Below are 22,809 nucleotides of genomic sequence, written 5' to 3'. Positions count from 1 at the left end.
ATCCACCTGACGTGGATGAAGGCGCCCTTCATCGACGGCGGGCGGTCAGATCCGCTCGATGATCGTGCCGCTGGCCATGGCGCCGCCGGCGCACATCGTGATCAGCGCGGTGGTGGCGTCACGGCGTTCCAGCTCGTGCAGAGCCGTCGTGATGAGCCGCGTGCCCGTGCTGCCCACCGGGTGCCCGAGGGCGATCGCGCCGCCGTTGACGTTGACCCGGTCCAGGTTGGGCCGGTGCACCGAGGCCCACGACAGCACGACGGACGCGAACGCCTCGTTGACCTCGAACAGGTCGATGTCCGACATCTTCATGCCGCTGCGTTCGAGCAGCCGCGTGGTCGCGTCGACCGGGCCGTCCAGCAGGTAGTACGGGTCGGAACCGACGAGGCACTGCGAGACGATCCGGGCGCGCGGCCGCAGCCCGTGCGCCCGTGCGAAGTCCTCGTCCACGACCATCACGGCCGACGCGCCGTCGGAGATCTGGGACGACGTGCCCGCGGTGTGCACGCCGTCGGGCAGCACCGGCTTCAACGCCGCCAGCGCTTCGAGTGACGTCGCCCGCAGGCCCTGGTCGGTCTCCACCAGCTCCTCGCCCACCTTCACCGGGACGACCTCGGCGGTGAACCGTCCCTCCGCCCAGGCGCGCTGGGCCCGTGCCTGCGACTGGACGCCGAACCGGTCCACCTCCTCGCGGCCGATGCCGCGCCGCTCTGCGATCCGTTCCGCGCCGACGAACTGGTTCGGCTGGTCGATGCTCCACGAGTCGGGGCGGGGCGATCCGGCGTCACCGAGGTTGCTGCGCAGCGGGACCCGGCTCATCGCCTCGACGCCGCACGCGATGCCGCAGGAGATCGCACCGACCGCGATGAGGCCCGCGATGAGGTGGGTGGACTGCTGCGCGGAGCCGCACTGGGCGTCGACGGTCGTGCCGCCGGTGCTGTGCGGCAGGCCCGCGTGCAGCCAGGCGGTCCGGGTGATGTTGTTCGACTGCTCGCCCGCCTGCGTGACGGTGCCGCCGATGGCCTGCTCGACCGCGGACGGGTCCACGCCGGTCCGGTCGAGCAGCCCTCGTTGTGCCGCGCCGAGGAGCTCGGCGGCGTGCAGGCCGGACAACCAGCCGTTGCGCCTGCCGATGGGCGTGCGCACCGCTCCCACGATCACCGGACTGCCCACGCGAGCCTCCTCGGAAAACTAGAACACGTTCCTGTACGGCTCCAGATTGGCGTCCTGGGGGCTTCAACACAAGGCGCAAGCGTGTTTGAATCGGATAGAACGCGTTCCACCTAGGAGGTGCCTGTGAGCAAGCCGCGCATCCCGGAAGGCTTCGACTTCACCGACCCCGACATGTACGCGAAACGCTTACCCCTGGAGGAGCTCGCGGAGCTGCGGCGGACGGCGCCGATCTGGTGGAACTCGAAACCGCTCGGCCAGGGCGGCTTCCCGGACGAGGGCTTCTGGGTGGTGACCAAGCACCACGACGTCAAGGAGGTCTCGCGCAACAGCGAGGTCTTCTCCACGCGCGAGAACACCGCGATCATCCGGTTCAAGGACGACATGCCGCGCGACAACATCGAGATGCAGCGGCTGCTCCTGCTGAACATGGACCCGCCCACGCACACCAAGCAGCGCGGCATCATCTCCCGCGGGTTCACCCCCAAGGCGATCAACGCGCTGAAAGACGCGCTGCACCGGCGTGCCGAGCTGATCGTGGCGGAGGCGCTCGCCAAGGGCAGCGGCGACTTCGTGTCCGACGTGGCGTGCGAGCTGCCGCTGCAGGCGATCGCGGAGCTCATCGGCATCCCGCAGGAGGACCGCCGCAAGATCTTCGACTGGTCCAACCAGATGATCGCCTACGACGACCCGGAGTTCGAGGTCGAACCGCTCGCCGCCGCCACCGAGCTGCTCGGCTACTCGTGGACGATGGCCGAGGACCGCCGCAAGTGCCCGCGCGGGGACATCGTCACCAAGCTCGTCCAGGCCGATGTGGACGGTGCGGGACTCGCGTCGGAGGAGTTCGGCTTCTTCGTGCTGCTGCTCGCCGTCGCCGGCAACGAGACCACCCGCAACGCGATCACGCACGGCATGAAGGCGTTCTTCGACCACCCCGACCAGTGGGAGCTGTTCAAGTCCCGGCGCCCGGCGACGGCCGCCGACGAGATCGTCCGGTACGCCACGCCCGTCGTCGTCTTCCAGCGCACCGCGATGGTGGACACCGAGCTGAGCGGCGTCGAGATCAAGCAGGGACAGCGGGTCGGGCTCTTCTACTCGTCGGCCAACTTCGACGAGGAGGTGTTCGAGAGCCCGGAGAAGTTCGACATCACCCGGGATCCCAACCCCCACCTCGGGTTCGGCGGCAGTGGCGCGCACTTCTGCATCGGCGCGAACCTCGCCCGGCTGGAGATCGACCTGATCTTCAACGCCATCGCCGACGCCATGCCGGACATCCGGCAGCTGGAGGAACCGCGCCGGCTGCGGTCCGGGTGGCTGAACGGGATCAAGGAGTTCCGGGTCCAGTACGCCTGACGTCGTCGAGTTGACGCCGCATCCTGGCGGCGTCCTCGTCGCGCGCCTGTTCCCGGTACAGCTCCAGCGCCTCCTCCCACACCTCGCGGGCCTGGTCGTGTTCTCCCAGGGCGGCGTACGAATGGCCGAGGTTGTCGAGGGTGTCCGCGACCTGGAAGACGTCGCCGTGCTCGCGGGACAGGACGAGGGCCTCGCGGTAGTGCTCGGCGGCCTGGCGGTGGTCGCCGGTGCGCTGGGCGATGAACCCCAGGCTGTCCAGGGTGGCCGCCTCGGCGGTGGGGCTGTGGTGCCGCCGGTGCAGGGAAAGCGCGGCCAGGCAGTGGTCGCGGGCGGTGTCGAAGTCACCCAGGCGCGCGGCGAGCCAGCCCACCGCGTTGAGCGCGAGAGCTTCCCACACCGGGTGGTCGAGGGTGCGGCAGAGGTCGAGGGCCTGCCGGCCGTGCTCCAGCGCCCGCCTGTCGTCACCCTGCAGCTGCCACGCCTGCATGACCGACAGGTGTGTGTGCATCTGGTCGGCGGGAGGATGACCCACCGCCAGGGCCAGGGCCTCGTTCAGGTGGCCGGTCGCCTCCCCGTGCAGGCCGAGCAACGAGTACTCGGTGCCGAGCAGCCGGTGGGCGTGCAACCGGAAGGTGGACTCGGGCAGGTGAGCCGCGGCGTCCAGCCCGGCCTGCCACGAGGCGAGCGCGTCGCGCAGGAGCCCTCGCCAGTGCTGGAAAGTGCCCAGGGCCCAGGCGAAATGCCAGACGACGTGGTGGTGGCCCGACTCGGCGGCGGCGCGTTGCGTGGCCAGCAGGGTGACGTACTCCGCCTCCAGCCAGGCCGCCGCGGCGGCGGCATCGGGCAGCGGGTGCGGGTGAACACCGGATGCGGGCGGATCGACCGGCATGAGCTGGCGATGGGGGTTCAGGAGGCGGTCGGCGGCGATGGTGGTGTGCAGGTGGAAGTCCATCACCCGCACAAGAGCTGTCTCGCGCGTGTCGTCGGGCAGGTCGTGGGCGATGGTGGCGGCGTAGGCGCGGACGAGGTCGTGCATCGCGTACCGGTCGTCCGGCCGCCGTTCGAGCAGAGACGCCTCTTCCAACGCCGACAAGGCCTTGCGCGCCTGTTCCGGCGGCAGCGCGGTGAGGGCGGCCACGGCGGGCAGGGTCGTGTCGGGGCCGGGTGCGGTGCCCAGCAGCGCGAACACCGTGCGTTGTTCGCCGGTGAGCCGCCGCAGTGACCAGGACAGCACGGCGGGCAGGCTGGCGGCCGGGTCGGTGTCGTGGCTGAGCATGTCCAGCCCCAGCTCGCGCAACTCGGCGGCCACCTCGGCCAGGGAGCGGCCGGCGGCGTGACGGGCGGTGATCGCCAGGGCGAGCGGGTAGCCCCCGCACAGGTCGATCAGCTCGTCGACGGAGTCGGGCTCGGCGGCGAGGCGATCGGCGCCCAGGCGTGCGGTCAGCAGGTCGCGGGCTTCGGTGCGGTCCAGGACGTCCAGCCGCAGCTGGCCGGCGCCGTGCCGGTCGATCAGGGAGGCGAGCACGCCGCGGCCGGTGACCAGCACCGTGCAGTTCGGGCCACCGGGCAGCAGCGGCGTCACCTGGTCGGCGGTGGCGGCGTTGTCGAGCACGACCAGCATCCGCCGATCGGCGGTCAGGCTGCGGTACAGCGCGGCTCTGGCGTCCAGCTCAGCGGGGACGCGGTTCGGGGCGACACCCAGCGCGGTGAGGAAACCGAGGAGCGCGGTGTCGGGCGCGACGGGTTGTTCGGTGGGGCTGAACCCGCGCAGGTCGGTGAACAGCTGCCCGTCGGGGAACCGCTCGGCGTTCCGGTGCGCCCACGCCAGCGCCAGCCAGGTCTTGCCGATTCCACCCGCCCCGCCGATCGCCGAGATCATCACGGTGTTCGCGTCCGCCAGCGCCTTGTCCAGGCTCGCCAGTTCGGTGCCGCGGCCGGTGAACCACCGCGGCGGCGCCGGCAGCTGCCGGGGAACCGGATCTCCGCCGCCGGCCTTGCGCGACGACGGTGTGAGGGCCGGGTCGTCGTCGAGGATCTGTTGATGCAGTTCCCGCAGGGCGGCGCCGGGATCGGTGCCGAGCTCGCCGACCAGCCGCTCGCGCAGCCGCCGGTAGTGGGCCAGGGCGTCGGCGGTGCGTCCGGCGCGGTGCAGGGCGAGCATCAACTGGGCGGCCACGCGTTCGTCCAACGGCCATTGGGCGCTGCGCGTGGTCAGCGCGGCCACGAGGTCGTCCCCGTGACCCAGGCGCAGCTGGACGTCGGTCAGGTCGCACTCGGCCTCCAGGAGTTCCTGGTGCAGCCGGTCGCGTTCGGCCGCCGCCCAGTCGCCCTCGACACCGGTCAGGGCCTCTCCCCGCCACAGTTCCAGCGCCTGCCGCAGCAGCGCCACCGCCCGCCGGTCGTCCGCGGCACGGGCCTGACCGCACAGGGTGCGGAACCGCAACAGGTCGACGGCCGACCGTTCGACCTCCAGCGCGTAGCCGCCAGGACGCCGGACGACGGCTCCACCGAGCAGCAGACGCAGGCGGGACAGGTAGTTCAGCAACGTCGCCCTGGCCCGCAGCGGTGGGTCGTCGCCCCACACCCGGTGCGTCAGCCGGTCGACCGACACCACCTGGCCCGCGTCGACCGCGAGCGCGACCAGCACACATCGCTGCCGTGGCGGTCCGAGGTCGAGCGCCGTGCCGTCGACGAGCACTGCCGTTCCGCCGAGAAGGACGAGTTCCATCTGCTCGTTTCAGCGAAGGTGACGGGGTACCTGCCCCGGTATATCAGCTCTGAGCTGCGGATTGTTGAGAACCGCTGAGGATTCACGGAAACGATGGCACACACTGAACGCACGGACTGGCACGCACAGGGGGTCGTGCCAGTCCGTCAGCCGACCTGGCGGAAGGTGGCCATCGCGCGTTCGATCTCCCAGAACGCGCGCATCGACCTGATCAGCCCGTCCTCGCCGACGTGGTAGACGAACACGCCTTCGGTGTCGACACGGGCGCCACCGGGCAGGAACGCGGTGATCACACCGACGTTCGCGCATTCGGAACCCGCCGCGAACGAGTCGTGCATCGCGAACTCGAACCGTTCCACGTTCGCGATCGCGAGATCCCAGAACGCCGCGATCGCCTCCTTGCCGTGATGTCCTTTGCCCTCGGCGTCGAACATCGACGGGCCCACCGGGTCCTCGACCACGGCGTCCTCGGCGAACAACGCCAGCCACTCGTCCTTGGCACCGCGCGTCACGGCGTCCATCGAGCGCCACGACGCCACGCGAGCGGGAGTTTCGGTGCGGGAAGCCTTCCAGGTCACGGCGGTCATGAGAACTCTCCGATCACCTCGTCGGCGAAGCGCCGAAGCCCGTCCTTCTTGGCCTGCAGCCCGCCGTCGAACCCGACGCCGTAGAACAGCCACGGCACCACGATCACGTCCGTCACGCCGATCTCGGCGAGCTGCCGGTAGCCGTCGAACCCGAACCGGTCGACGCACACGGCCTGGATCTCGAACGGCCGCTCGAACGCCCCCAGGTCCTTCAGCTGCGCGATCACCGACTTCAGGTCCGCGAACTTGATCATCGCGGACGTCCAGCCGTCACCGACGCGCGCGGCGCGCTTCAACGCGGCGGGGGAGTGGCCGCCGACGTAGAACGGCACCGGCCGGGTCGGCGCGGGCGACATCTGCAGCCGGTCGAAGTCGAAGTACTCGCCGTGGTACTCGACCATCCCGCCGCCGAGCACGAGCTTCAGCACGTCGATCATCTCGTCGACGCGAGGGCCGCGGTTCTTGTACGGCGCGCCGCACCACTCGAACTCCTCCGGCGACCACCCCAGCCCGACGCCGAGCCCGAAGCGGTTGCCGGTCAGGTGCGCGACCGAACCGACCTGACGCGCCAGCAGCAACGGGTTGCGGGAGCCCAGTTTCAGGACCTGGGTGTAGAAGTGGATCCGCGACGTCACGGCGCCCATCGCGGCGGCGGCGACGAACGGGTCGACCCACGGGGTGTCGGCGTTCCACATGCGGGAGCCGTCGGGCGTGTAGGGGTAGTCGGCGGACACCTTCTCCGAGAAGAACAACGAGTCCGGCAGCGCGATCGACGCGTACCCGCACTCCTCGGCGCACCGCGCCAGTTCGGTCAGCTGGTCGAGCGGGCTCATCGCGATGCCGACGGTGAACTTCATGGCCTCTCCGATCCGACGACCCACATGGCGAAGAACTGCGACCCACCGCCGTACGCGTGCCCGAGCGCGACCCGCGCGCCGTCCACCTGGTGCTCACCGGCGGTGCCCATGACCTGCATGGCCGCCTCGGCGAACCGCAGCAGCCCGGACGCGCCGATCGGGTTGGACGACAGCACGCCACCGCTCGGGTTCACCGGCAGCCGTCCGCCGATCTCGGTCTCGCCCGCCTCGGTGAGCTTCCAGCCCTGCCCGACGTCGGTGAAGCCGAGGTTCTCCAGCCACATCGGCTCGAACCAGGAGAACGGCACGTAGATCTCGGCGGCGTCCACTTCGGACAGCGGGTCGGTGATCCCCGCCTGCCGCCACAACGCCCGTGCCGCGTCGCGGCCGGCCTGCGGGTTGACCTGGTCACGTCCGGCGAACGTCGTCGGTTCGGTGCGCATCGCGGTCGCGTGGATCCACGCGGCTTTGCTCGACGTGGGCTCGGCCGAGATCACCACGGCGCACGCGCCGTCGGACGACGGACACGTTTCGTCGTACCGGATCGGGTCCCACAGCATGGTGGACGCGCGCACCGACTCGACGGTGATGTCCGGTTGCTTCAGGTGGGCGTACGGGTTCAACGCGCCGTTGCGCCGGTCCTTGGCCGCGACCATCGCGCCCACGTGCTCGGGAGCGCCCGCGCGGCGGATGTAGGCGCGCACGTGCGGCGCGAAGTAGCCGCCCGCGCCGGCGTGCACCGGCATGGTGAACGGCGTCGGCACGGACAGCGCCCACATCGCGTTGGACTCGGACTGCTTCTCGAACGCCACCGCCAGCACGCGGTCGTGCACGCCGGACTGGACGAGCGACGCGGCGACGTTGCCGGTGCTGCCGCCGACCGAGCCCGCGGTGTGCACGCGCAGCAACGGTTTCCCGACGGCGCCCAGTGCGTCCGCCAGGAACAGTTCGGGCATCATCACGCCCTCGAACAGGTCCGGTGCCTTGCCGAGGACCACGGCGTCGATGTCCGGCCAGTCCACGCCCGCGTCGGCCATCGCGCGGTCGATGGCCTCGCGGCACAGGCCGGCCATGGACACGTCGAGGCGTTTCGCGGCGTGGTGCGTCTGGCCGGTGCCGACGACGGCTGCTGGTCGCATCAGTCTCGCCCTTCCATCACGCACACCAGGTTCTGCTGCAGCAGCGGCCCGCTCGTGGCGTGCCCCAGCACCTTCGACGCCGACCCGTCGTGCACCCGCCGCGCGGCCTCACCGATCCGCGCCAGCCCGGCCGCGAACATCGGGTTGCCCGCCAGCACCCCGCCGGACGGGTTCACCAGCACGTCGTCCCCGAGGCCGAGCGCCTGGCGCAGCAGGATCTCCTGATGGCTGAACGGCGCGTGCAACTCGGCGACCTCCACGCCCTCGGCCCCGGCCGCCTTGCCCGCGGCCACGGTCGACGGTGAAGTGGTCAGGTCGCGGGTGCCGAACGACGGCGAGTCCACCCGGTGCGCGAACCCGGTGATCCACGCCGGCCGTTCGCACAGCTCCCGCGCGCGGTCGCCCGCGGCCAGCACGATCGTCGCCGCGCCGTCGGTGATCGGCGCGCAGTCGTGCCGCCGCAACGGGTCCGCCACGTAGCCGGACGCGAGCAGGTCGTCGACGTCGAACGATCCGGACAGCTGCGCCAAGGGGTTCGACATGGCCGCGGCACGGCTCCGCACGGCAACGGACGCCATCTCCCGCTCGTCCCACAGCCCGGCCTCGATGCCCATGCGCGCCTGAATCCCGGCCAGGCCGACGGAATCCGGCCACAGCGGCGTCACGACGTACGGATCGAGCTGCATCGCCATCACCCGCCGCAGCTGACCGGCCGACGACTTGCCGAAGCCGTAGACCAGTGCCGTGTCGACCTCACCGCACAGCAGCTTCACCCACGCCTCGTACAAAGCCCAGGCCGCGTCCATCTCGACGTGCGACTCCATGATCGGGGGGAAGGCACCGATCGCGTCGACCGCGGAGACGAACGAGAACGCGCGGCCCGCCAGGTAGTCCGACGAGCCCGAGCACCAGAACCCGATGTCGGACTTGGTGAGGCCGAGCGAGCCGAGCACCTCGTGGAAGATCGGCACCAGCATCTCGACACCGTTGGTGGTGCCGTCGGTCTCGCGCACGCAGGGCGTCTGCGCGAAACCGACTACTGCAATTTCTGGCGCGGCGTCACGCATGCGAGCCTCACAGGTGCTGGGAGTAGGAGTCGAACGGCGCGTCCGGCTCGCCGGAGGGTTTGAAGTGGTCGATGTTCTGCATGGTCGGGCCCCACTCCTCGCGCGGCTTCCACACCGCCTCCACGCGCATGCCCATCCGCACGTCCTCGGGCGCGACGCCGAGCAGCAGGTGCAGGAACGCGATGTCCGCGCCGTCCAGCAGCACGTAGGCCGAGACGTACGGCGGTGGGATGCGCTGGCCGAGGAACGGCACGTTGACCACGCAGAACGTCGTGACGGTGCCGCGGTCGGGCAGCTCGACCTGGTCGGTGGTCGGCACGCCGTCGGTCGGGCAGGCGGGCCGCGGCGGGAAGTAGACCTTCGAGCACGCCGGGCACCGCTGGGCGATCAGCCGCCCCTCCATCAGGCCGCGCAGGAACGGGTCCTCGGTCGGCGACGCGGAATGCGTGTAGTGCAGGTGCACGGGCGTCGTCACCATCGTGACCTCGTCGGCCTCGACCGGGCCGGCGGCAGGTTCGTCGGAGAGCTCGAAGCACTCGATGTCGGTGATCGCGCCGACGCGGTCGTCACGCCAGCGCACCCGTACGCGCGCGCCGGTCGACATCCGGTCCGGTGAGCCCGCGTCCACGGCGTGCAGCAGCGAGGTGTCCGCGCCGTCGAGCTGGATCAGCGCCCACGCGAACGGGCGGTCCAGCGGCTGGCCTTCCAGGGGTTCGGGGATCCACGACCACCCGCGCACCACACCGGTCGACGCCACGTCGACGAAGTCCGTCAACCTCTGCGCCGTCACCGGGTCGTACTCGAGCGGCGGCACGTGCACGCGGCCGTCGGAACCGCGGATCCCGGTCACCTTGCGGCGGCGCAGATCCGTGAGGAACCGGCCCAGTGTCGGGCCGAGCGAGCGCGTGTAGTCGAAGCCCACGTCGAGCGGAGCGCTGAGCGGCTTTATCTCGGGTGGCCGAGTCACAGATCAAAGTGAAACAGGTTCTCGAAATGGTGGCAAGATGGGTGCCATGAAGCTCGGTCTGCAGCTCGGGTACTGGGGTGCCGCGCCACCCTCGAACGCCGCCGAACTCGTGGCGGCGGCGGAAGAATCCGGCTTCGACGCGGTGTTCGCGGCCGAGGCGTGGGGCTCGGACGCCTTCACCCCGTTGGCGTGGTGGGGATCCGGGACACGACGGGTCCGGCTGGGCACGTCCGTCGTGCAGATGTCGGCCCGTACACCGGCCGCGTGCGCCATGCACGCACTCACCCTCGACCACCTGTCCGGCGGGCGTTTCGTGCTCGGTCTGGGCGTGTCCGGACCGCAGGTGGTGGAGGGCTGGTACGGCCTGCCGTTCGCCAAACCCCTTGCCAGGACCAGGGAATACGTCTCGATCCTGCGGCAGGTGCTGGCTCGCGAGGCGCCGGTCACCAACGACGGTCCGCACTACCCGTTGCCGTACCAGGGGCCGGGCGCGCTCGGGCTGGGCAAGCCGCTCAAGCCCATCACCCACCCGCTGCGCGCCGACCTGCCGATCTGGCTCGGCGCGGAAGGCCCGAAGAACGTCGCGCTGACCTCGGAGATCGCCGACGGCTGGCTCGCGATCTACTACGCGCCCAGGCTCGCCGGGATGTACGACGAGTGGCTGGCCGACGGGTTCGCGAAATCCGGCCGGAGCAGGGAGAACTTCGAGGTCGCGGCGACTTGTCAGGTCGTCGTGACGGACGATCCGGTGGGCGTGCGGGCCATGCTCAAGCCCTTCGTCGCTTTGTACATCGGCGGAATGGGTGCGCCCGGCATGAACTTCCACGCCGAGGTCTTCACCCGCATGGGATACGGCGAAGCGGTGAAGGACATCGGCAGGTTGTTCCAGTCAGGGCGCAAAGACGAGGCGGCACAGGTGGTTCCGGACGAGCTGGTCGCCGAGATCACCATCGTCGGCACGGCCGAGCACGTCCGCGACGAGGTGCGGCGGTGGGAGAAGGCCGGCGTCACCATGCTGCTCGTCGGATGCCGCGACGTTGCCTCGATCAAGGCCGTCGCGGAGGCTTGTCAGTAGGTGAAACGCGTTCTACTTTGAGCGGGTGGTCACTGGACTCTGGAACATCGCCGCCGACCGCCCGGACCTGACCGCGCTGGTCGATCCGAGCGGTCGCGAGATCACCTACTCCGAGCTCGCGGCGGAGGCCGACAGGTACGGGCGCGGGTTCCAGGCACTGGGGCTGGCACCCGGCGACAGCATCGTGCTGATGCTGCCCAACAGCGCCGAACTGGTGGCGGTGTACTTCGCCGCCTACCAGACCGGCCTCTACGTCGTGATGGCCAACTGGCACCTGACCGGCACCGAGGTCGCGTACCTCGTGCGGGACAGCGGTGCCAAGGCCTTCGTGGGGCACGAGCGGTTCGCGCAGGCCGCGACGGAGGCCGCCGCGAGCCTGCCCGCGAACGCCCGGTTCGCCGTCGGGGACATCGCCGGTTTCGAACAGCTGAGCACGCTCGGCAAAGGCGAGCAAGGCAGGCCGGACGTCCGCACGGCCGGCTCGCCGATGCTCTACACCTCGGGCACCACCGGCCGGCCGAAGGGCGTGCGCAGGCCGCTGACCGGCGCGGATCCGGACGTGGTTCCCGCGTCAGCCCCTTGGTTCTTCGGCATCTTCGGGATCAAGCCGCATGACGGGCACGTGCACCTGTGCGGGTCGCCGCTCTACCACACGGCGGTGCTCAACTTCGTCGTCATCTCCATCCAGCTCGGCCACACCGCGGTGCTGATGGACCACTGGTCGCCGGAGGAGATGCTGCGGCTGATCGAGCGGTACAAGGTCACCCACAGCCACATGGTGCCGACCCAGTTCCACCGCCTGCTCGCGCTGCCGGACGACGTCCGGAACAAGTACGACCTGTCGTCGTTGCGCGCGATGATCCACGGCGCGGCACCGTGCCCGCTGGAGGTCAAGCGCCGGATGCTCGACTGGTGGGGACCGGTCGTGATCGAGTACTACGCGGCGACCGAGGGCGGCGGCACCGCGATCTCCGCGCAGGAGTGGCTGCGCAAACCCGGATCCGTCGGCCTGCCCTGGCCGACGTCGGAGATCAAGATCCTGGACGAGGACGGCAACGAGCTGCCGGCGGGCGAACGCGGCCTGGTCTACATGCGGATGGGTGACTCCACGTTCGAGTACCACAAGGACACCGAGAAGACGAAGGCCGCGCGCGTCGGCAAGCTCTTCACGTTGCAGGACATCGGCTATCTCGACGAGGACGGCTACCTGTTCCTGTGCGACCGGAAGAACGACATGATCATCTCCGGTGGCGTGAACATCTACCCGGCGGAGATCGAGGGAGAGCTCGTGTGCCACCCCAAGGTCGCGGACGTGGCGGTGTTCGGCGTGCCGCATCCGGACTGGGGCGAGGAGATCAAGGCGGTCGTTCAGCCCGCCGACGGCGTCGAGCCGGACGACGCTCTGACCGAGGAGCTGCTCGCGTTCGCCGGCACGAGGCTCGCGAAGTTCAAGCTGCCGCGCACGATCGAGTACCTCCCCGAGCTGCCGCGTGATCCGAACGGCAAGCTGTACAAGCGAAAGCTGAGGGACCGTGCGTGATCTCATCAGGATGACGCCCGCCGAGGTCGAGGCCTTCCTGGGTGAGCAGAAGACGTTGATCGTGGCCACCATCGGCCGGAACGGCCTGCCGCACCTCGTCCCGATGTGGTTCGCGGTGCTGGACGGCGAGATCGTGTTCTGCACGGACCGCAAGTCGCAGAAGATCGTGAACCTCCGGCGCGACCCGCGCTGCAGCGTGCTCGCGGAGGCGGGGGAGACGTACGACCAGCTGCGCGGCGTCCACATGGAGGGCGTCGCCGAGTTCACGCCGGACCTGGGCCGGGTCGTCGACGCCGTGGTGGCGCGCAACTTCGGCGAGGTCGGCGACAACGACGAAGCACGGGAGGCCGTGAAGAAGGCCATGTCCCGGCGCGTCGCCGTGATCTTCCGTCCCACCAGGACGGCCAGCTGGGACCACCGGAAGCTGATGTCGGGAGTGACCCCATGACCCTGAACCGCCGTCAGGTGATCGCCGGAGCCGGTCTCGCACTGGCTTCCGGCCTGGTCAGAACGTCGCCGGCGAGTGCGGACCCGCTCGGTGAGTTCGACGTCGTCGTGGTCGGCGCCGGTGCGGCCGGCATGACCGCCGCGCTCACCGCGGCCAAACGCGGCCTGAGCTGCGTCGTGCTGGAGAAGGCACCCACGTTCGGCGGCTCGGCCGCGCGGTCCGGTGCCGGCATCTGGATCCCCAACAACGAGATCATCCTCGCCGCCGGTGTGCCGGACACGCCGGAGAAGGCGCGGCAGTACCTCGCGGCCGTCGTCGGTGACATCCCGGTGTCGCGGCAGCAGGCGTATCTGACCCACGGGCCGCAGATGATCTCGTTCGTCATGCGGAACAGCCCGCTGAACTTCCGGTACATGGACGGCTACAGCGACTACTACCCCGAGTACCCCGGCGGCATCGCGAGAGGCCGCTCGATCGAGCCGGAGGTGCTCGACGGCCGGATCCTCGGAGCCGAGCTCGCGAACCTCAACCCGCCCTACCTCGCCGTGCCCGCGGGCATGGTCATCTACGGCGCCGACTACAAGTGGCTCGCCCTCGCCCTGGTCAACGCGAAGGGCGCCGCGACGGCCGCGGCCGCCCTGGCACGGGGAACGGCGGCCGCGCTCGCGGGGCAGAAGCCGTTGACGATGGGCCAGGCGCTCGCCGGTGGTCTGCGCGCGGGCCTGATGCAGGCGAACGTGCCGGTGTGGCTGAACACCGGCCTGGAAGACCTGCACGTGGAGAACGGCGCGGTGAAGGGCGTGCTGACGTCACGCGGTCTCGTCCGGGCGCGCCGCGGCGTGATCATGGGCTCCGGCGGCTTCGAGCACAACGCGGAAATGCGCGCGCAGTACCAGCGCCAGCCGATCGGTACACAATGGACGGTCGGCGCGAAGGAGAACACCGGCGACGGCCACCGCGCGGGCCTGCGCGTGGGTGCCGCCCTCGACCTGATGGACGACGCCTGGTGGGGGCCGGTCATCCCGACCCCGGGCTCACCGTACTTCTGCCTGGCCGAACGCACGCTGCCCGGCGGCCTGATGATCAACGCGGCGGGTCAGCGGTTCGTCAACGAGGCCGCGCCCTACAGCGACGTCGTGCACGTCATGTACGACAAGAACCCCGCGAACCCGTGCATCCCGGCGTGGCTGATCGTCGACCAGAACTACCGCAACCGGTACCTGTTCTCCGACGTGGCGCCCGCCCTGCCGCTGCCGGACGCGTGGTACCAGTCGGGCGCGGTCGTGAAGAACTGGTCGCTCGACGGTCTGGCGTCGGCGATCGGCGTGCCGGCGGCCGCGTTGAAGGCCACCGTCAGCCGGTTCAACAACCAGGCGCTCTCGGGCAGGGACACGGACTTCAAGCGCGGCGACAGCGCCTACGACCACTACTACACCGACCCGGCGGTCTTCCCGAACTCGTGCCTCGCCCCGCTCTGGGTGGCGCCGTACTACGCGTTCAAGATCGTGCCGGGCGACCTCGGCACCAAGGGCGGCATGGTCACCGACGCCCGTGCGCGGGTCCTGCGCCCGGACGGTTCGGTGATTCCCGGCCTGTACGCGGCGGGCAACGTGAGCTCGGCCGTGATGGGGCACAGCTACGCCGGGGCCGGGTCGACGATCGGCCCCGCCATGACGTTCGGCTACGTCGCAGGCAACGACATCTGATCAGGGTGCGTCAGTACGGGTAGGGGAACGTTCCCACACCCAGAACTGGAGACACCTTGCGCTCGACGAGACGAGCACTGGCCACCCTCGTGGCCGCCGCGATGCTGGTGAGCTGGGCGGGTCCGGCCGACGCCGAACCCGCCCGGTCCATCGCATGGGCACCGTGCGAGGACAATCCCGAAGGTGATTGCGGCACCCTGAACGTGCCGCTGGACTGGAGCAAACCGCGGGGCCCGCGCATCGACGTCGCCGTGGCCCGGCACAGGGCGTCCGACCCGGCGCGCCGGGTGGGCGTGCTGATGGTCGACCCCGGTGGTCCCGGCGGCTCGGCGGCGGCGTTCGCCCTGTCCCGCCTGTTCAGCCCGGAGATCCGGACACGGTTCGACATCGTCGGCCTCGACTCGCGGGGCACCGGGAACAGCCTGCCGATCCGCTGTGCCGACCTCATGACCAACCCGCCGTCGAGCTACCCCGCCGACGCCGCGGCCTTCGACACGCTGCTGAGCTTCAACCGAGGTGTGCTCGAGAAGTGCCGTGCGCGCAGCGGGCCGATCTTCGACCACGCGGACAGCGCCACCGTGACGCAGGACATGGACGCGGTGCGGCGGGCGCTGGGCGAACGGAAGATCAGCTACTTCGGCCTGTCCTACGGCACCGTGTTCGGCCAGCTGTACGCCGAGAAGTTCGGCGGCCACCTGCGCGCGATGGTGCTCGACAGCGTCGTCGACCACAGCGCGGACGCCAGCCGTTTCGTGGGTGACCGGGCCGTGGCCTCCGACGACTCGTTCGCCGAGTTCGTCAAGTGGTGCGATCGCACGGAATCCTGCTCACTGCACGGACAGGACGTCTACCAGGCCTGGGAGGCCGCGCTCGTCCGCGCCGACGGCGAACCGCTCGGCAGGGAACGGCTGATCTACTCGATGTACCTGTCGTTGCGCGACCCGGACTGGAACTGGTCCGCGCGCCTCATCGCCGGTGCCGGCACCACCGCCAGGGCGGCGGCGACCCTGGACTTCACGCCGAACTACGAGTCGGTCCGGTTGACGTCCGTCTGTCAGGACTTCTCCTTGCGCATCAAGAACTTCCAGGAGTACTCGCGGATGCGCGCCGAGGAGCTCCGCCTGTCGTCGATCATGCACGGCAGTCCCCTCGGCCACGACGAGGCGGTCGCGTGCGCCGGCGTTCCCGGAGCGCCCGCGAACCCTCCGCATCGCCTGAACATCCCGGACGCGCCGAAGATCCTGGTGATCAACGCGAAGCACGATCCCACCACCCCGTACGAATGGGCGGCGAACATCCACCGGATGGCGCCGCGCAACACCGCGTTGCTGACCTACGAGGGCTGGGGCCACATCACCTACCCGCGCAGCGACTGCACGCGCGGTGGCGTCGACGCCTATCTGCTCGACCTGAAGGTGCCTGCCGGCAGCTGTCCGGCCGTCTCGCCCTGAGGCTCGCGTTTCGCGGCGAAGGCGCGAAAGCAGTCCTTCGCCGCGAAGCCGAGCGGGAGCTGTCTCACCGGAGGCCCCGGTGACGTGCTGTCTGCTGGGGCAGAGCGAAACCCGTACGGTCTTGGTGGCGTCGGCCACCACGTGAGCCGAGCCACCGAAGGCGTCGGCCGGTGGTGATCGCCCCGCAGACTCCAGTTGATCTTTATGAAGGGCTCCTTCATCCACCCCAGGTTCAGGAAGGGTCCCTTCATGAAGATCAACACCTGCGGACACGTCCGGAATTCTCGATGGGATCGCTCCCACGGATCGAGCCGCTCCACACTCGTGACTCGTACCACGCGGCGGGCATCCAACCCGAGCTCCGCGTCGATCCCGCCGGCTCTCGGCCTCGGCTACGTCGCTCAGGTCGTCCGGCTTCCCTGAAGGTGTGCGAGAAGGTGTTTCAGCGGCCCTTGAACTCCGGCTTGCGCTTCTCGGCGAAGGCACGCGGGCCTTCTTTCGCGTCCTCGCTGCGGAACACCTCCATGCCGAGCCGAGCGTCCACAGTGAACGCCTCGTTCTCGTGCATGGCCTCGGTCTCCCGCATGGTCCGCAGGATCGCCCGCACCGCCAGCGGCCCGTTGGCGGTGATCAGCTCGGCCAGCTCCATCGCCTTGTCGAGCGCCTGCCCGTCCGGGACCACGTGTCCGATCAGGCCGATCTCCTTGGCCTCGGCGGCTCTGATGTGCCGTCCGGTCAGCAGCAGGTCCGCCGCGACCGTGTAGGGGATCTGGCGCGGCAGCCGCACCGCCGACCCGCCGAGCGGGAACAGCCCCCACCGCGCCTCGGAGACGCCGAACCGCGCGCTCTCGCCGGCCACGCGGATGTCGGTCGCCTGAAGGATTTCCGTGCCGCCGGCGACCGCGGGTCCCTCCACCGCGGCGATGAGCGGTTTCGTCAATCGACGACCTTTGAGCAGCGGTTCGATGACGGAGAAGTCGAACTTGCCGTCGGACTCGCTGGGGTGGTTGGCCGTCATCGCCTTCAGGTCGGCGCCCGCGCAGAACGAGCCGCCGGCGCCGGTCAGGATGCAAACGCGCACGTCCGGGTCGTTGTCCACGCGGTCCCAGGCCTCGCGCATGATCGCCATCATGGGTCCGGACAACGCGTTGCGGACCTCTGGCCGGTTCATCGTGACGACGAGAACGTTGCCGACCAGGTCCACCAACGCGTGCGGTTCCGTCGTGGTCGTCATTCCAGCGCCTCCTGGATCGAGATTGACCGCACGGGGGATTGTCCAAAACAGTAACACGTTCTACTTTCCTTGCATGGCCCTCAACGTCGCAGACCTCGTTGAACACGCCGCAGACACCGTGCCCGACCGGACCGCCATCGTGTGCGGCGACCGCCGGGTCACCTACGCCGAACTGGAGTCCCGAGCCAACAAACTGGCTCACCACCTGGCAAAGAACGGCGTGACAGCGGGTGCGCACGTCGGGCTGTACGCACGCAACTCGATCGAGCTCGTCGAGGCGATGCTCGCCGTGTACAAGCTGCGCGCGGTGGCCATCAACGTCAACTACCGCTACACCAAGAACGAGTTGCAGTACTTGTTCGGCGAAGCGGACCTGGTCGCTCTCGTACACGAACGGCGGTACTCGCCGTTGGTCGCGGAGGTCGGCGTTCCCGGGCACACCGTCGTGATCGACGACGAGTCCGACGAGGAGTTCACCGGTACCGAGTACGAGACGGCTCTCGCCGGGGAGTCGGGCGACCGCGACTTCGGGCCGCGCAGCCCGGACGACCTCTACATCCTGTTCACCGGCGGCACGACCGGCATGCCCAAGGGCGTGATGTGGCGGCACGAGGACGTGTGGCGCACGCTCGGCGGCGGCATCGACTTCGTGACCGGCGAACGGCTCACCGACGAGTGGCAGCAGGCGAGGTCGGGCAAGGACTACGGCCTGGTCCGGCTCTGCCTGCCGCCGCTGATCCACGGCGCCGCGCAGTGGGCCGTGCTCGGCGCGTTGTTCTGCGGCAGCACCGTGGTGCTCGTGCCGAAGTTCGACCCGGCCGAGATCTGGCGGGCGATCGAGCGGGAGAAGGTCCAGGTCGCGGCGATCACCGGCGACGCGATGGGCCGCCCGTTGATCGAGGAGTTCGAGCGCGGCCAGTACGACGGCTCGTCGCTGTTCGTCATCAACAGCAGTGCCGCGCTGTTCTCCTACCCGGTGAAGAAGAAGTACCAGGAGCTCCTGCCGCACACGACGCTGCTGGAGTCGATCGGGTCGAGCGAGACCGGGTCCACCGGCATCGGCGCGGTGCCCAAGGAGATCGTGCAGACCGACGGCACCAAGGTGAAGCTCAACGAGGACACCATCGTCATCGACGACGACGGCAACAAGCTCGAACCCGTGCCGGGCGTCATCGGCAAGCTCGCGCGCGGCGGCCACATCCCGCTCGGCTACTACAAGGACCCGGAGAAGACCGCGCGGATGTTCGTCGAGGTCGACGGCAGGCGCTTCACCGTGCCCGGCGACTACGCGCGCTTCGAGGAGGACGGCGACATCACGTTGCTCGGCCGCGGCAACACCTGCGTGAACACCGGTGGCGAGAAGGTGTTCCCGGAGGAGGTCGAGGGCGTGCTGAAGTCGCACCCGGACGTGTTCGACGCCCTCGTGATCGGCATTCCCGACGACCTGCTGGGGCAACGCGTCGGCGCGATCGTGCGGCCGCGTGACGGCGCCACGCCGACACTGTCCGAACTGGACGCCCACGTGCGGCAGGCGCTCGCCGGCTACAAGGTGCCGCGGTCGCTCTGGCTGGTCGACGAGATCGGCCGGACGCCGAGTGGAAAACCCGACTACCAGTGGGCGAAGCGCCACGTGGAGGATCATGCGCACCAGCCTGTGTGACCAGTTCGGCATCGAGCACCCGATCTTCGGCTTCACCCCGTCCGAGCACGTGGCGGCGGCGATCAGCCGGGCGGGCGGGTTCGGTGTCCTGGGATGCGTGCGGTTCAACGACGCGGAGGACCTCGACCGCGCGTTGACGTGGATGGACGAGAACACCGACGGCAAGCCGTACGGCGTCGACATCGTCATGCCCGCCAAGGTGCCGACCGAGGGCACCCAGCTCGACCTGTCCGCGCTCATCCCTCAGGGCCACAAGGACTTCGTCCAGCAGACCCTGCTGGAGCTCGGCGTGCCGCCACTGCCGGACGGCGAAGGTGGCGAGGGTGTCCTGGGGTGGCTGCACTCCGTGGCGCGCTCGCACGTCGACGTGGCGCTGGAACACCCGATCCGCCTGATCGCCAACGCACTGGGCTCACCACCCGCCGATGTCATCGAACGGGCACACGCGGCCGGAGTGCCGGTCGCCGCCCTCGCGGGCAAGGCCGAGCACGCCCGCCGCCACGTGGCCAACGGCGTCGACATCGTGGTGGCGCAGGGCTACGAGGCCGGCGGCCACACCGGCGAGGTCGCCACGATGGTGCTGGTCCCGGAGATCGCCGACGCGGTGGACGTGCCGGTGCTCGCCGCGGGCGGCATCGGTTCGGGACGCCAGGCCGCGGCGGCGCTGGCGCTGGGCGCCTCGGGCGTGTGGATGGGTTCGTACTGGCTCACCGCCGCCGAGTACGCCCTGGGCAACTCCAGCACCCAGCAGGCGTTGCTCGCCGCCGGGTCCAGCGACACCGTGCGCACCCGGATCTACACGGGCAAGCCGGCACGGCTGCTGAAGACGCGGTGGACCGAGGCCTGGACGTCCGACGACGCGCCGGAACCGCTGCCGATGCCGCTGCAGAACCTGCTGGTCAGCGAGGCGCACCTGCGGATCGCCCGGTCCGACGACCCGTCCGTGGTGTCGATGCCGGTCGGGCAGGTCGTCGGGCGGATGAACCAGGTGCGTCCGGTCGCCGAGGTGATGGCGGACCTGCTGCGGGAGTTCGACGAGACCCTCGAAAGGCTCACCAAGCTGCGCTGAAACGCGGACCGCCCGACGGTGGTTTGTTCCCGCGAGCTGACCGTTCTGTTGACATGTGTTCGGTTGCCAGGTTCTTGGAGTGATTCGGAAACAGGTGCGAACTTGCCGGCACATCAACCAGGACGAGGTCGCCACTTCTCATCTTCGCCTCTGCAACTGGCTGGAAACCAAAGGTCTGATAGAAGGTTCTGGATCACCGAAATGTGGTGGGCTTCGAGCGCATCGGCTTCTTCCGAGTGAGTTCTCGGACGCGGCTTTCCGCGAACTTGTGCGTGAGCACGGCGCGGAACGCCGGTTCGGCAACTCGCAACGCCAGCACCTGCTTGTCGGGCTTCGAGCGGCACGCGGCCTGGATGATCAGATCCGCGGCGTCGACCTGGTAGAGGTGCGCGAGCTCGGCGAGCGTGATCAAGGTCGGTAGGGCGTGGCCGTTCTCGAACTGCGACAGCTCTGTGTTCGAGACCGTCGACACCTTCTCCGCGACCTCGGCCTGACTCGGTCCCAACGCGATGCGCGCGTCGCGTAGTGCCTGGCCCAACGCGACTGCATACGGCTGCTGGGTCGAGAAGTCGCCCAACGCGCGGTCGATGTCGAGTCCGCGCTCGGCCACCAGCTCCCGTAGGTCTGTGTTGTCCGCGTGTTGGACCAGGGCACGTGCGCGGTCGACGTGCTCCGCCAGCAACCAGAAGTGATCCTCGGCGGGGATGGCGTCGACGTCCGTGCGCCGACTGAGCACGCACACCTTCGTGAACCGACGCAGTTGCTTGAGCAGGTCGATGTCAGCGAGGCGGGTCAGGTCGGCGAGACGGGCAACGGTGTGCTCGACCTCCACGCGTTCGAGGAAGGCCACCAGGACGATGCCGCCTTTGCAGGCCCAGGAGAGGCGCTTGTCCTTGGAGACCCGATCGGTGATCTTCATCGCCGAGCTGACAGAAGTTGGGAGATGCTGAGGGGCGTCGACGTGTCGCCGTCCTGCGTCTGCTGGTGGGCGGTCTGACTGATCAACGTGTCGATGACGAGCGCAAGCACGTCGACCGGGTTGTCGGTTTCGGAAGCTCCGGGGCTATGTGGAGACAAGGCTGCGACGTTCTTGCCCTTCCGCGGCCACGGCGGGAGGCCTTCATGATCCCGCCACGCCAGATCGCATTCGTCGCAGGTCGGCCAGTAGCGGGATTCGTCCGGCCACCTGTCAGAACCCGCCGTCACCTCGATGCCGCAGAGGGTGTGTCCGGCGTCGTTGACGGCGAGCGCCTGAGGGATTGCGTGGCGCCCTCCCTTATGTGGCTGCCACTTGTAGGTTCGGGCCATGCTCGATCACTTTCCGTGAACGTGTGCGCGACCAGCGCACGTGATGTCGGCAGTGATCCACGGAAATCGACATGACGGCGAAGAACCAGGGCGAGGATCTATCCATGACCCAGCAAGAATCTGTCAGCTGACGCTCCTGCCTGCGCAAACGCCGGGATGCCCCAATTGGGTGAAACGAAAGTCTTCTTTGGTGGAACGGTTGTTCGGCAGATGTTTCGAGCTAGCCTGTGCAGGCACAATGCGCTGAATTCGCGTCAGGGGAGAGCGATGGCTACGCCGAGGGAAGGGCTGGCCGCCCGCCGCAAGGCAATGGGGTATTCGCAGGAGCGCCTGGCCGAGACCCTCGGAGTCACACCTGGAACCGTCGGTCGCTGGGAACAGCGCAAGTCGACTCCAGAAGCCTGGCTTCAGCCGCGCCTCGCGAAGGTCCTTGGCCTGTCTGTTCAGGAGCTCATCGATCTCCTGCGGCCGTGCAGCGGGACGCTGGCCGCTGAGACGGTGGACGCTGATCGTTTGGAGCGTGCACTGGCGAACCCGTCGAAGGTGGATCTCGTCACGGTGGCAGAATTTCGTCAGCGTGTATCACTGCTGAGCGTCCGTTACGACGCTGAACGATCAACCGGGTTGCTGGCTGAGGCAGGGCAGGCGCTGGGGCAGACTCGACTGCTGCGTGAACACGCACGCGAGTATCGCGTGAAGCGGGATCTGCTCGCGGCGGAAGCAGAAGCCTCCACCGTGATGGGGCAGTTCGTCTGGGACGCGTCTCAGCGCCGTGATCACGACACAGCAAAAGAGCACTTCACTGCAGCAGCGGCGGCAGCGCGCAGTGTCAACGATCCTGTTCTTGAAGCTGTCGCACTCCTGCGAACCTCCTACGTTGAGCTGTACGGCACCGAGAACCCAGCAGACGGCCTCGTCCTGACCGAGCGTGCTGCCGGCGTGGCTCGGGGGCACAGTGAGGTGTTGACGGGGCTGGCAGAACTGCATTCAGCCGAGGCCCACGCGATGATCGGCGAACGTGTTGCCTGCGAGCGTTCACTGGGCAGGGCGCTGGACCACTTTGGACGAATATCGGGCGATGAGCCGGTCGTGGAGATGTTCTCGGAGACGCAGTACGACCGCCTCGCCGGATCTTGCTATCTGCGTCTGAACGACGCCGCGCGGGCCCAGGCGACGCTGGAACGGGTCGCTTCGCAGGCTTCGTCTCGTTCGAAGTCCCGCAGCATCGTGCTGGCGAACTTGAGCTTGGCGCACATCCAGCAGCGAGAGCTCGAGAACGCTGCGGCGGTGCTGCACGCCGCGATTGACTGCGTTGAGACAACATGGGGCGGCGGTGGCCTCAAAGTGATCTTCGGCGCGGCGCGGGAACTCCGTCGTTGGCGGCAGGAACCTGTGGTAGATCAGGTGTATGACCGCCTGTTCACCATGATGGCGGCGTCGTAGAGAGGGT

General features: G+C 69.1%; 19 protein-coding genes. 9 read left to right on the top strand and 10 right to left on the bottom strand.

Going from position 1 to position 22,809, the window contains the following annotated elements; translation table 11 throughout:
• Window positions 1-45: 45 nt before the first annotated feature.
• Window positions 46-1,173, bottom strand: a complete 1,128-nt coding sequence (locus ABZV40_RS36680; RefSeq protein ID WP_355452572.1) for a steroid 3-ketoacyl-CoA thiolase — start codon at window positions 1,171-1,173, stop codon at window positions 46-48.
• 123 nt (window positions 1,174-1,296) lie between these two features.
• Between ABZV40_RS36680 and ABZV40_RS36675 the strand changes: the two genes are divergently transcribed.
• On the top strand, window positions 1,297-2,523 hold the full coding sequence (locus tag ABZV40_RS36675) for a cytochrome P450 (protein ID WP_355452569.1): 1,227 nt from the start codon (window positions 1,297-1,299) through the stop codon (window positions 2,521-2,523).
• Here the strand turns inward: ABZV40_RS36675 and ABZV40_RS36670 are convergent.
• From ABZV40_RS36670 to ABZV40_RS36645, 6 genes are all read right to left on the bottom strand, one after another.
• Window positions 2,495-5,251 carry a BTAD domain-containing putative transcriptional regulator gene (locus tag ABZV40_RS36670; protein WP_355452566.1) on the bottom strand — a complete coding sequence of 919 codons (2,757 nt, stop codon included), beginning with the start codon at window positions 5,249-5,251 and terminating at the stop codon, window positions 2,495-2,497. The genes ABZV40_RS36675 and ABZV40_RS36670 overlap by 29 nt on opposite strands.
• Before the next feature lie 146 nt (window positions 5,252-5,397).
• Complete coding sequence (locus ABZV40_RS36665) at window positions 5,398-5,838, bottom strand: nuclear transport factor 2 family protein (RefSeq protein ID WP_355452563.1); 441 nt, start codon at window positions 5,836-5,838, stop codon at window positions 5,398-5,400.
• Window positions 5,835-6,695: a TIGR03619 family F420-dependent LLM class oxidoreductase gene (locus ABZV40_RS36660; protein WP_355452560.1), complete on the bottom strand. Its 861-nt coding sequence runs from the start codon at window positions 6,693-6,695 to the stop codon at window positions 5,835-5,837. Before ABZV40_RS36660 ends, ABZV40_RS36665 begins: the two co-directional genes overlap by 4 nt.
• Window positions 6,692-7,834: a thiolase domain-containing protein gene (locus tag ABZV40_RS36655; protein ID WP_355452557.1), complete on the bottom strand. Its 1,143-nt coding sequence runs from the start codon at window positions 7,832-7,834 to the stop codon at window positions 6,692-6,694. Before ABZV40_RS36655 ends, ABZV40_RS36660 begins: the two co-directional genes overlap by 4 nt.
• Window positions 7,834-8,901 carry a thiolase domain-containing protein gene (locus ABZV40_RS36650; protein WP_355452555.1) on the bottom strand — a complete coding sequence of 356 codons (1,068 nt, stop codon included), beginning with the start codon at window positions 8,899-8,901 and terminating at the stop codon, window positions 7,834-7,836. The genes ABZV40_RS36655 and ABZV40_RS36650 overlap by 1 nt, the downstream gene beginning before the upstream one ends.
• A gap of 7 nt (window positions 8,902-8,908) precedes the next feature.
• The gene (locus tag ABZV40_RS36645) at window positions 8,909-9,868 is read right to left on the bottom strand and encodes an OB-fold domain-containing protein (protein ID WP_355452552.1); all 960 of its coding nucleotides are present in this window, start codon (window positions 9,866-9,868) and stop codon (window positions 8,909-8,911) included.
• Window positions 9,869-9,914: 46 nt separating this feature from the next.
• On the opposite strand from ABZV40_RS36645, the gene ABZV40_RS36640 reads away from it, so the two are divergent.
• From ABZV40_RS36640 to ABZV40_RS36620, 5 genes are read left to right on the top strand one after another with little or no spacing between them, the layout of a single operon-like run.
• A complete protein-coding gene (locus ABZV40_RS36640; RefSeq protein WP_355452549.1) occupies window positions 9,915-10,943 on the top strand; it encodes an LLM class F420-dependent oxidoreductase in 1,029 nt (342 codons plus the stop codon).
• Between the two features lie 25 nt (window positions 10,944-10,968).
• Window positions 10,969-12,483, top strand: a complete 1,515-nt coding sequence (locus ABZV40_RS36635) for an acyl-CoA synthetase (RefSeq protein WP_355452546.1) — start codon at window positions 10,969-10,971, stop codon at window positions 12,481-12,483.
• Window positions 12,476-12,931 (top strand): TIGR03618 family F420-dependent PPOX class oxidoreductase, encoded by a 456-nt coding sequence (locus tag ABZV40_RS36630; RefSeq protein WP_355452543.1) that lies wholly within the window; start codon window positions 12,476-12,478, stop codon window positions 12,929-12,931. The genes ABZV40_RS36635 and ABZV40_RS36630 overlap by 8 nt, the downstream gene beginning before the upstream one ends.
• Window positions 12,928-14,637, top strand: a complete 1,710-nt coding sequence (gene kstD / locus ABZV40_RS36625) for a 3-oxosteroid 1-dehydrogenase (protein WP_355452540.1) — start codon at window positions 12,928-12,930, stop codon at window positions 14,635-14,637. The genes ABZV40_RS36630 and kstD overlap by 4 nt, the downstream gene beginning before the upstream one ends.
• Before the next feature lie 56 nt (window positions 14,638-14,693).
• Window positions 14,694-16,088: an alpha/beta hydrolase gene (locus tag ABZV40_RS36620; RefSeq protein WP_355452537.1), complete on the top strand. Its 1,395-nt coding sequence runs from the start codon at window positions 14,694-14,696 to the stop codon at window positions 16,086-16,088.
• A gap of 442 nt (window positions 16,089-16,530) precedes the next feature.
• On the opposite strand, the gene ABZV40_RS36615 is transcribed toward ABZV40_RS36620, so the two are convergent.
• Window positions 16,531-17,322, bottom strand: coding sequence for a crotonase/enoyl-CoA hydratase family protein (locus ABZV40_RS36615; protein WP_355452534.1), 792 nt, complete (start codon window positions 17,320-17,322; stop codon window positions 16,531-16,533).
• 73 nt (window positions 17,323-17,395) lie between these two features.
• Here ABZV40_RS36615 and ABZV40_RS36610 point away from each other — a divergent pair, with 73 nt between their 5' ends.
• Window positions 17,396-18,982: an acyl-CoA synthetase gene (locus ABZV40_RS36610; protein ID WP_355452531.1), complete on the top strand. Its 1,587-nt coding sequence runs from the start codon at window positions 17,396-17,398 to the stop codon at window positions 18,980-18,982.
• Window positions 18,963-20,051 carry a nitronate monooxygenase family protein gene (locus ABZV40_RS36605; RefSeq protein WP_355452528.1) on the top strand — a complete coding sequence of 363 codons (1,089 nt, stop codon included), beginning with the start codon at window positions 18,963-18,965 and terminating at the stop codon, window positions 20,049-20,051. Before ABZV40_RS36610 ends, ABZV40_RS36605 begins: the two co-directional genes overlap by 20 nt.
• 193 nt (window positions 20,052-20,244) lie before the next feature.
• Here the strand turns inward: ABZV40_RS36605 and ABZV40_RS36600 are convergent, their stop codons facing one another.
• Both ABZV40_RS36600 and ABZV40_RS36595 read right to left on the bottom strand, forming a co-directional pair.
• Entirely contained in the window at window positions 20,245-20,970 is a 726-nt protein-coding gene (locus ABZV40_RS36600) for a helix-turn-helix transcriptional regulator (protein ID WP_355452525.1), read from the bottom strand.
• Window positions 20,967-21,359 carry a zinc finger protein gene (locus tag ABZV40_RS36595; RefSeq protein WP_355452522.1) on the bottom strand — a complete coding sequence of 131 codons (393 nt, stop codon included), beginning with the start codon at window positions 21,357-21,359 and terminating at the stop codon, window positions 20,967-20,969. The genes ABZV40_RS36600 and ABZV40_RS36595 overlap by 4 nt, the downstream gene beginning before the upstream one ends.
• A 267-nt stretch (window positions 21,360-21,626) precedes the next feature.
• Between ABZV40_RS36595 and ABZV40_RS36590 the strand changes: the two genes are divergently transcribed.
• Window positions 21,627-22,802: a helix-turn-helix transcriptional regulator gene (locus ABZV40_RS36590; protein WP_355452519.1), complete on the top strand. Its 1,176-nt coding sequence runs from the start codon at window positions 21,627-21,629 to the stop codon at window positions 22,800-22,802.
• The last annotated feature ends 7 nt before the right edge of the window (window positions 22,803-22,809 follow it).

This window comes from Lentzea sp. NPDC004782, from assembly GCF_040609115.1.
Classification (GTDB): Bacteria; Actinomycetota; Actinomycetes; order Mycobacteriales; family Pseudonocardiaceae; genus Lentzea.
Note: the sequence above shows the minus strand (reverse complement) of the source record. Positions and strands in the feature narration are given on the sequence as shown.

Excerpts from the sequence above, each read along its gene's own strand:
- ABZV40_RS36595 (WP_355452522.1), bottom strand. The coding sequence starts at position 21,359 with ATGGCCCGAACCTACAAGTGGCAGCCACATAAGGGAGGGCGCCACGCA.
- ABZV40_RS36660 (WP_355452560.1), bottom strand. The coding sequence starts at position 6,695 with ATGAAGTTCACCGTCGGCATCGCGATGAGCCCGCTCGACCAGCTGACC.
- kstD (WP_355452540.1), top strand. The coding sequence starts at position 12,928 with ATGACCCTGAACCGCCGTCAGGTGATCGCCGGAGCCGGTCTCGCACTG.
- ABZV40_RS36605 (WP_355452528.1), top strand. The coding sequence starts at position 18,963 with ATGCGCACCAGCCTGTGTGACCAGTTCGGCATCGAGCACCCGATCTTC.
- ABZV40_RS36610 (WP_355452531.1), top strand. The coding sequence starts at position 17,396 with ATGGCCCTCAACGTCGCAGACCTCGTTGAACACGCCGCAGACACCGTG.
- ABZV40_RS36640 (WP_355452549.1), top strand. The coding sequence starts at position 9,915 with ATGAAGCTCGGTCTGCAGCTCGGGTACTGGGGTGCCGCGCCACCCTCG.
- ABZV40_RS36615 (WP_355452534.1), bottom strand. The coding sequence starts at position 17,322 with ATGACGACCACGACGGAACCGCACGCGTTGGTGGACCTGGTCGGCAAC.
- ABZV40_RS36655 (WP_355452557.1), bottom strand. The coding sequence starts at position 7,834 with ATGCGACCAGCAGCCGTCGTCGGCACCGGCCAGACGCACCACGCCGCG.
- ABZV40_RS36670 (WP_355452566.1), bottom strand. The coding sequence starts at position 5,251 with ATGGAACTCGTCCTTCTCGGCGGAACGGCAGTGCTCGTCGACGGCACG.
- ABZV40_RS36600 (WP_355452525.1), bottom strand. The coding sequence starts at position 20,970 with ATGAAGATCACCGATCGGGTCTCCAAGGACAAGCGCCTCTCCTGGGCC.
- ABZV40_RS36665 (WP_355452563.1), bottom strand. The coding sequence starts at position 5,838 with ATGACCGCCGTGACCTGGAAGGCTTCCCGCACCGAAACTCCCGCTCGC.
- ABZV40_RS36650 (WP_355452555.1), bottom strand. The coding sequence starts at position 8,901 with ATGCGTGACGCCGCGCCAGAAATTGCAGTAGTCGGTTTCGCGCAGACG.
- ABZV40_RS36590 (WP_355452519.1), top strand. The coding sequence starts at position 21,627 with ATGGCTACGCCGAGGGAAGGGCTGGCCGCCCGCCGCAAGGCAATGGGG.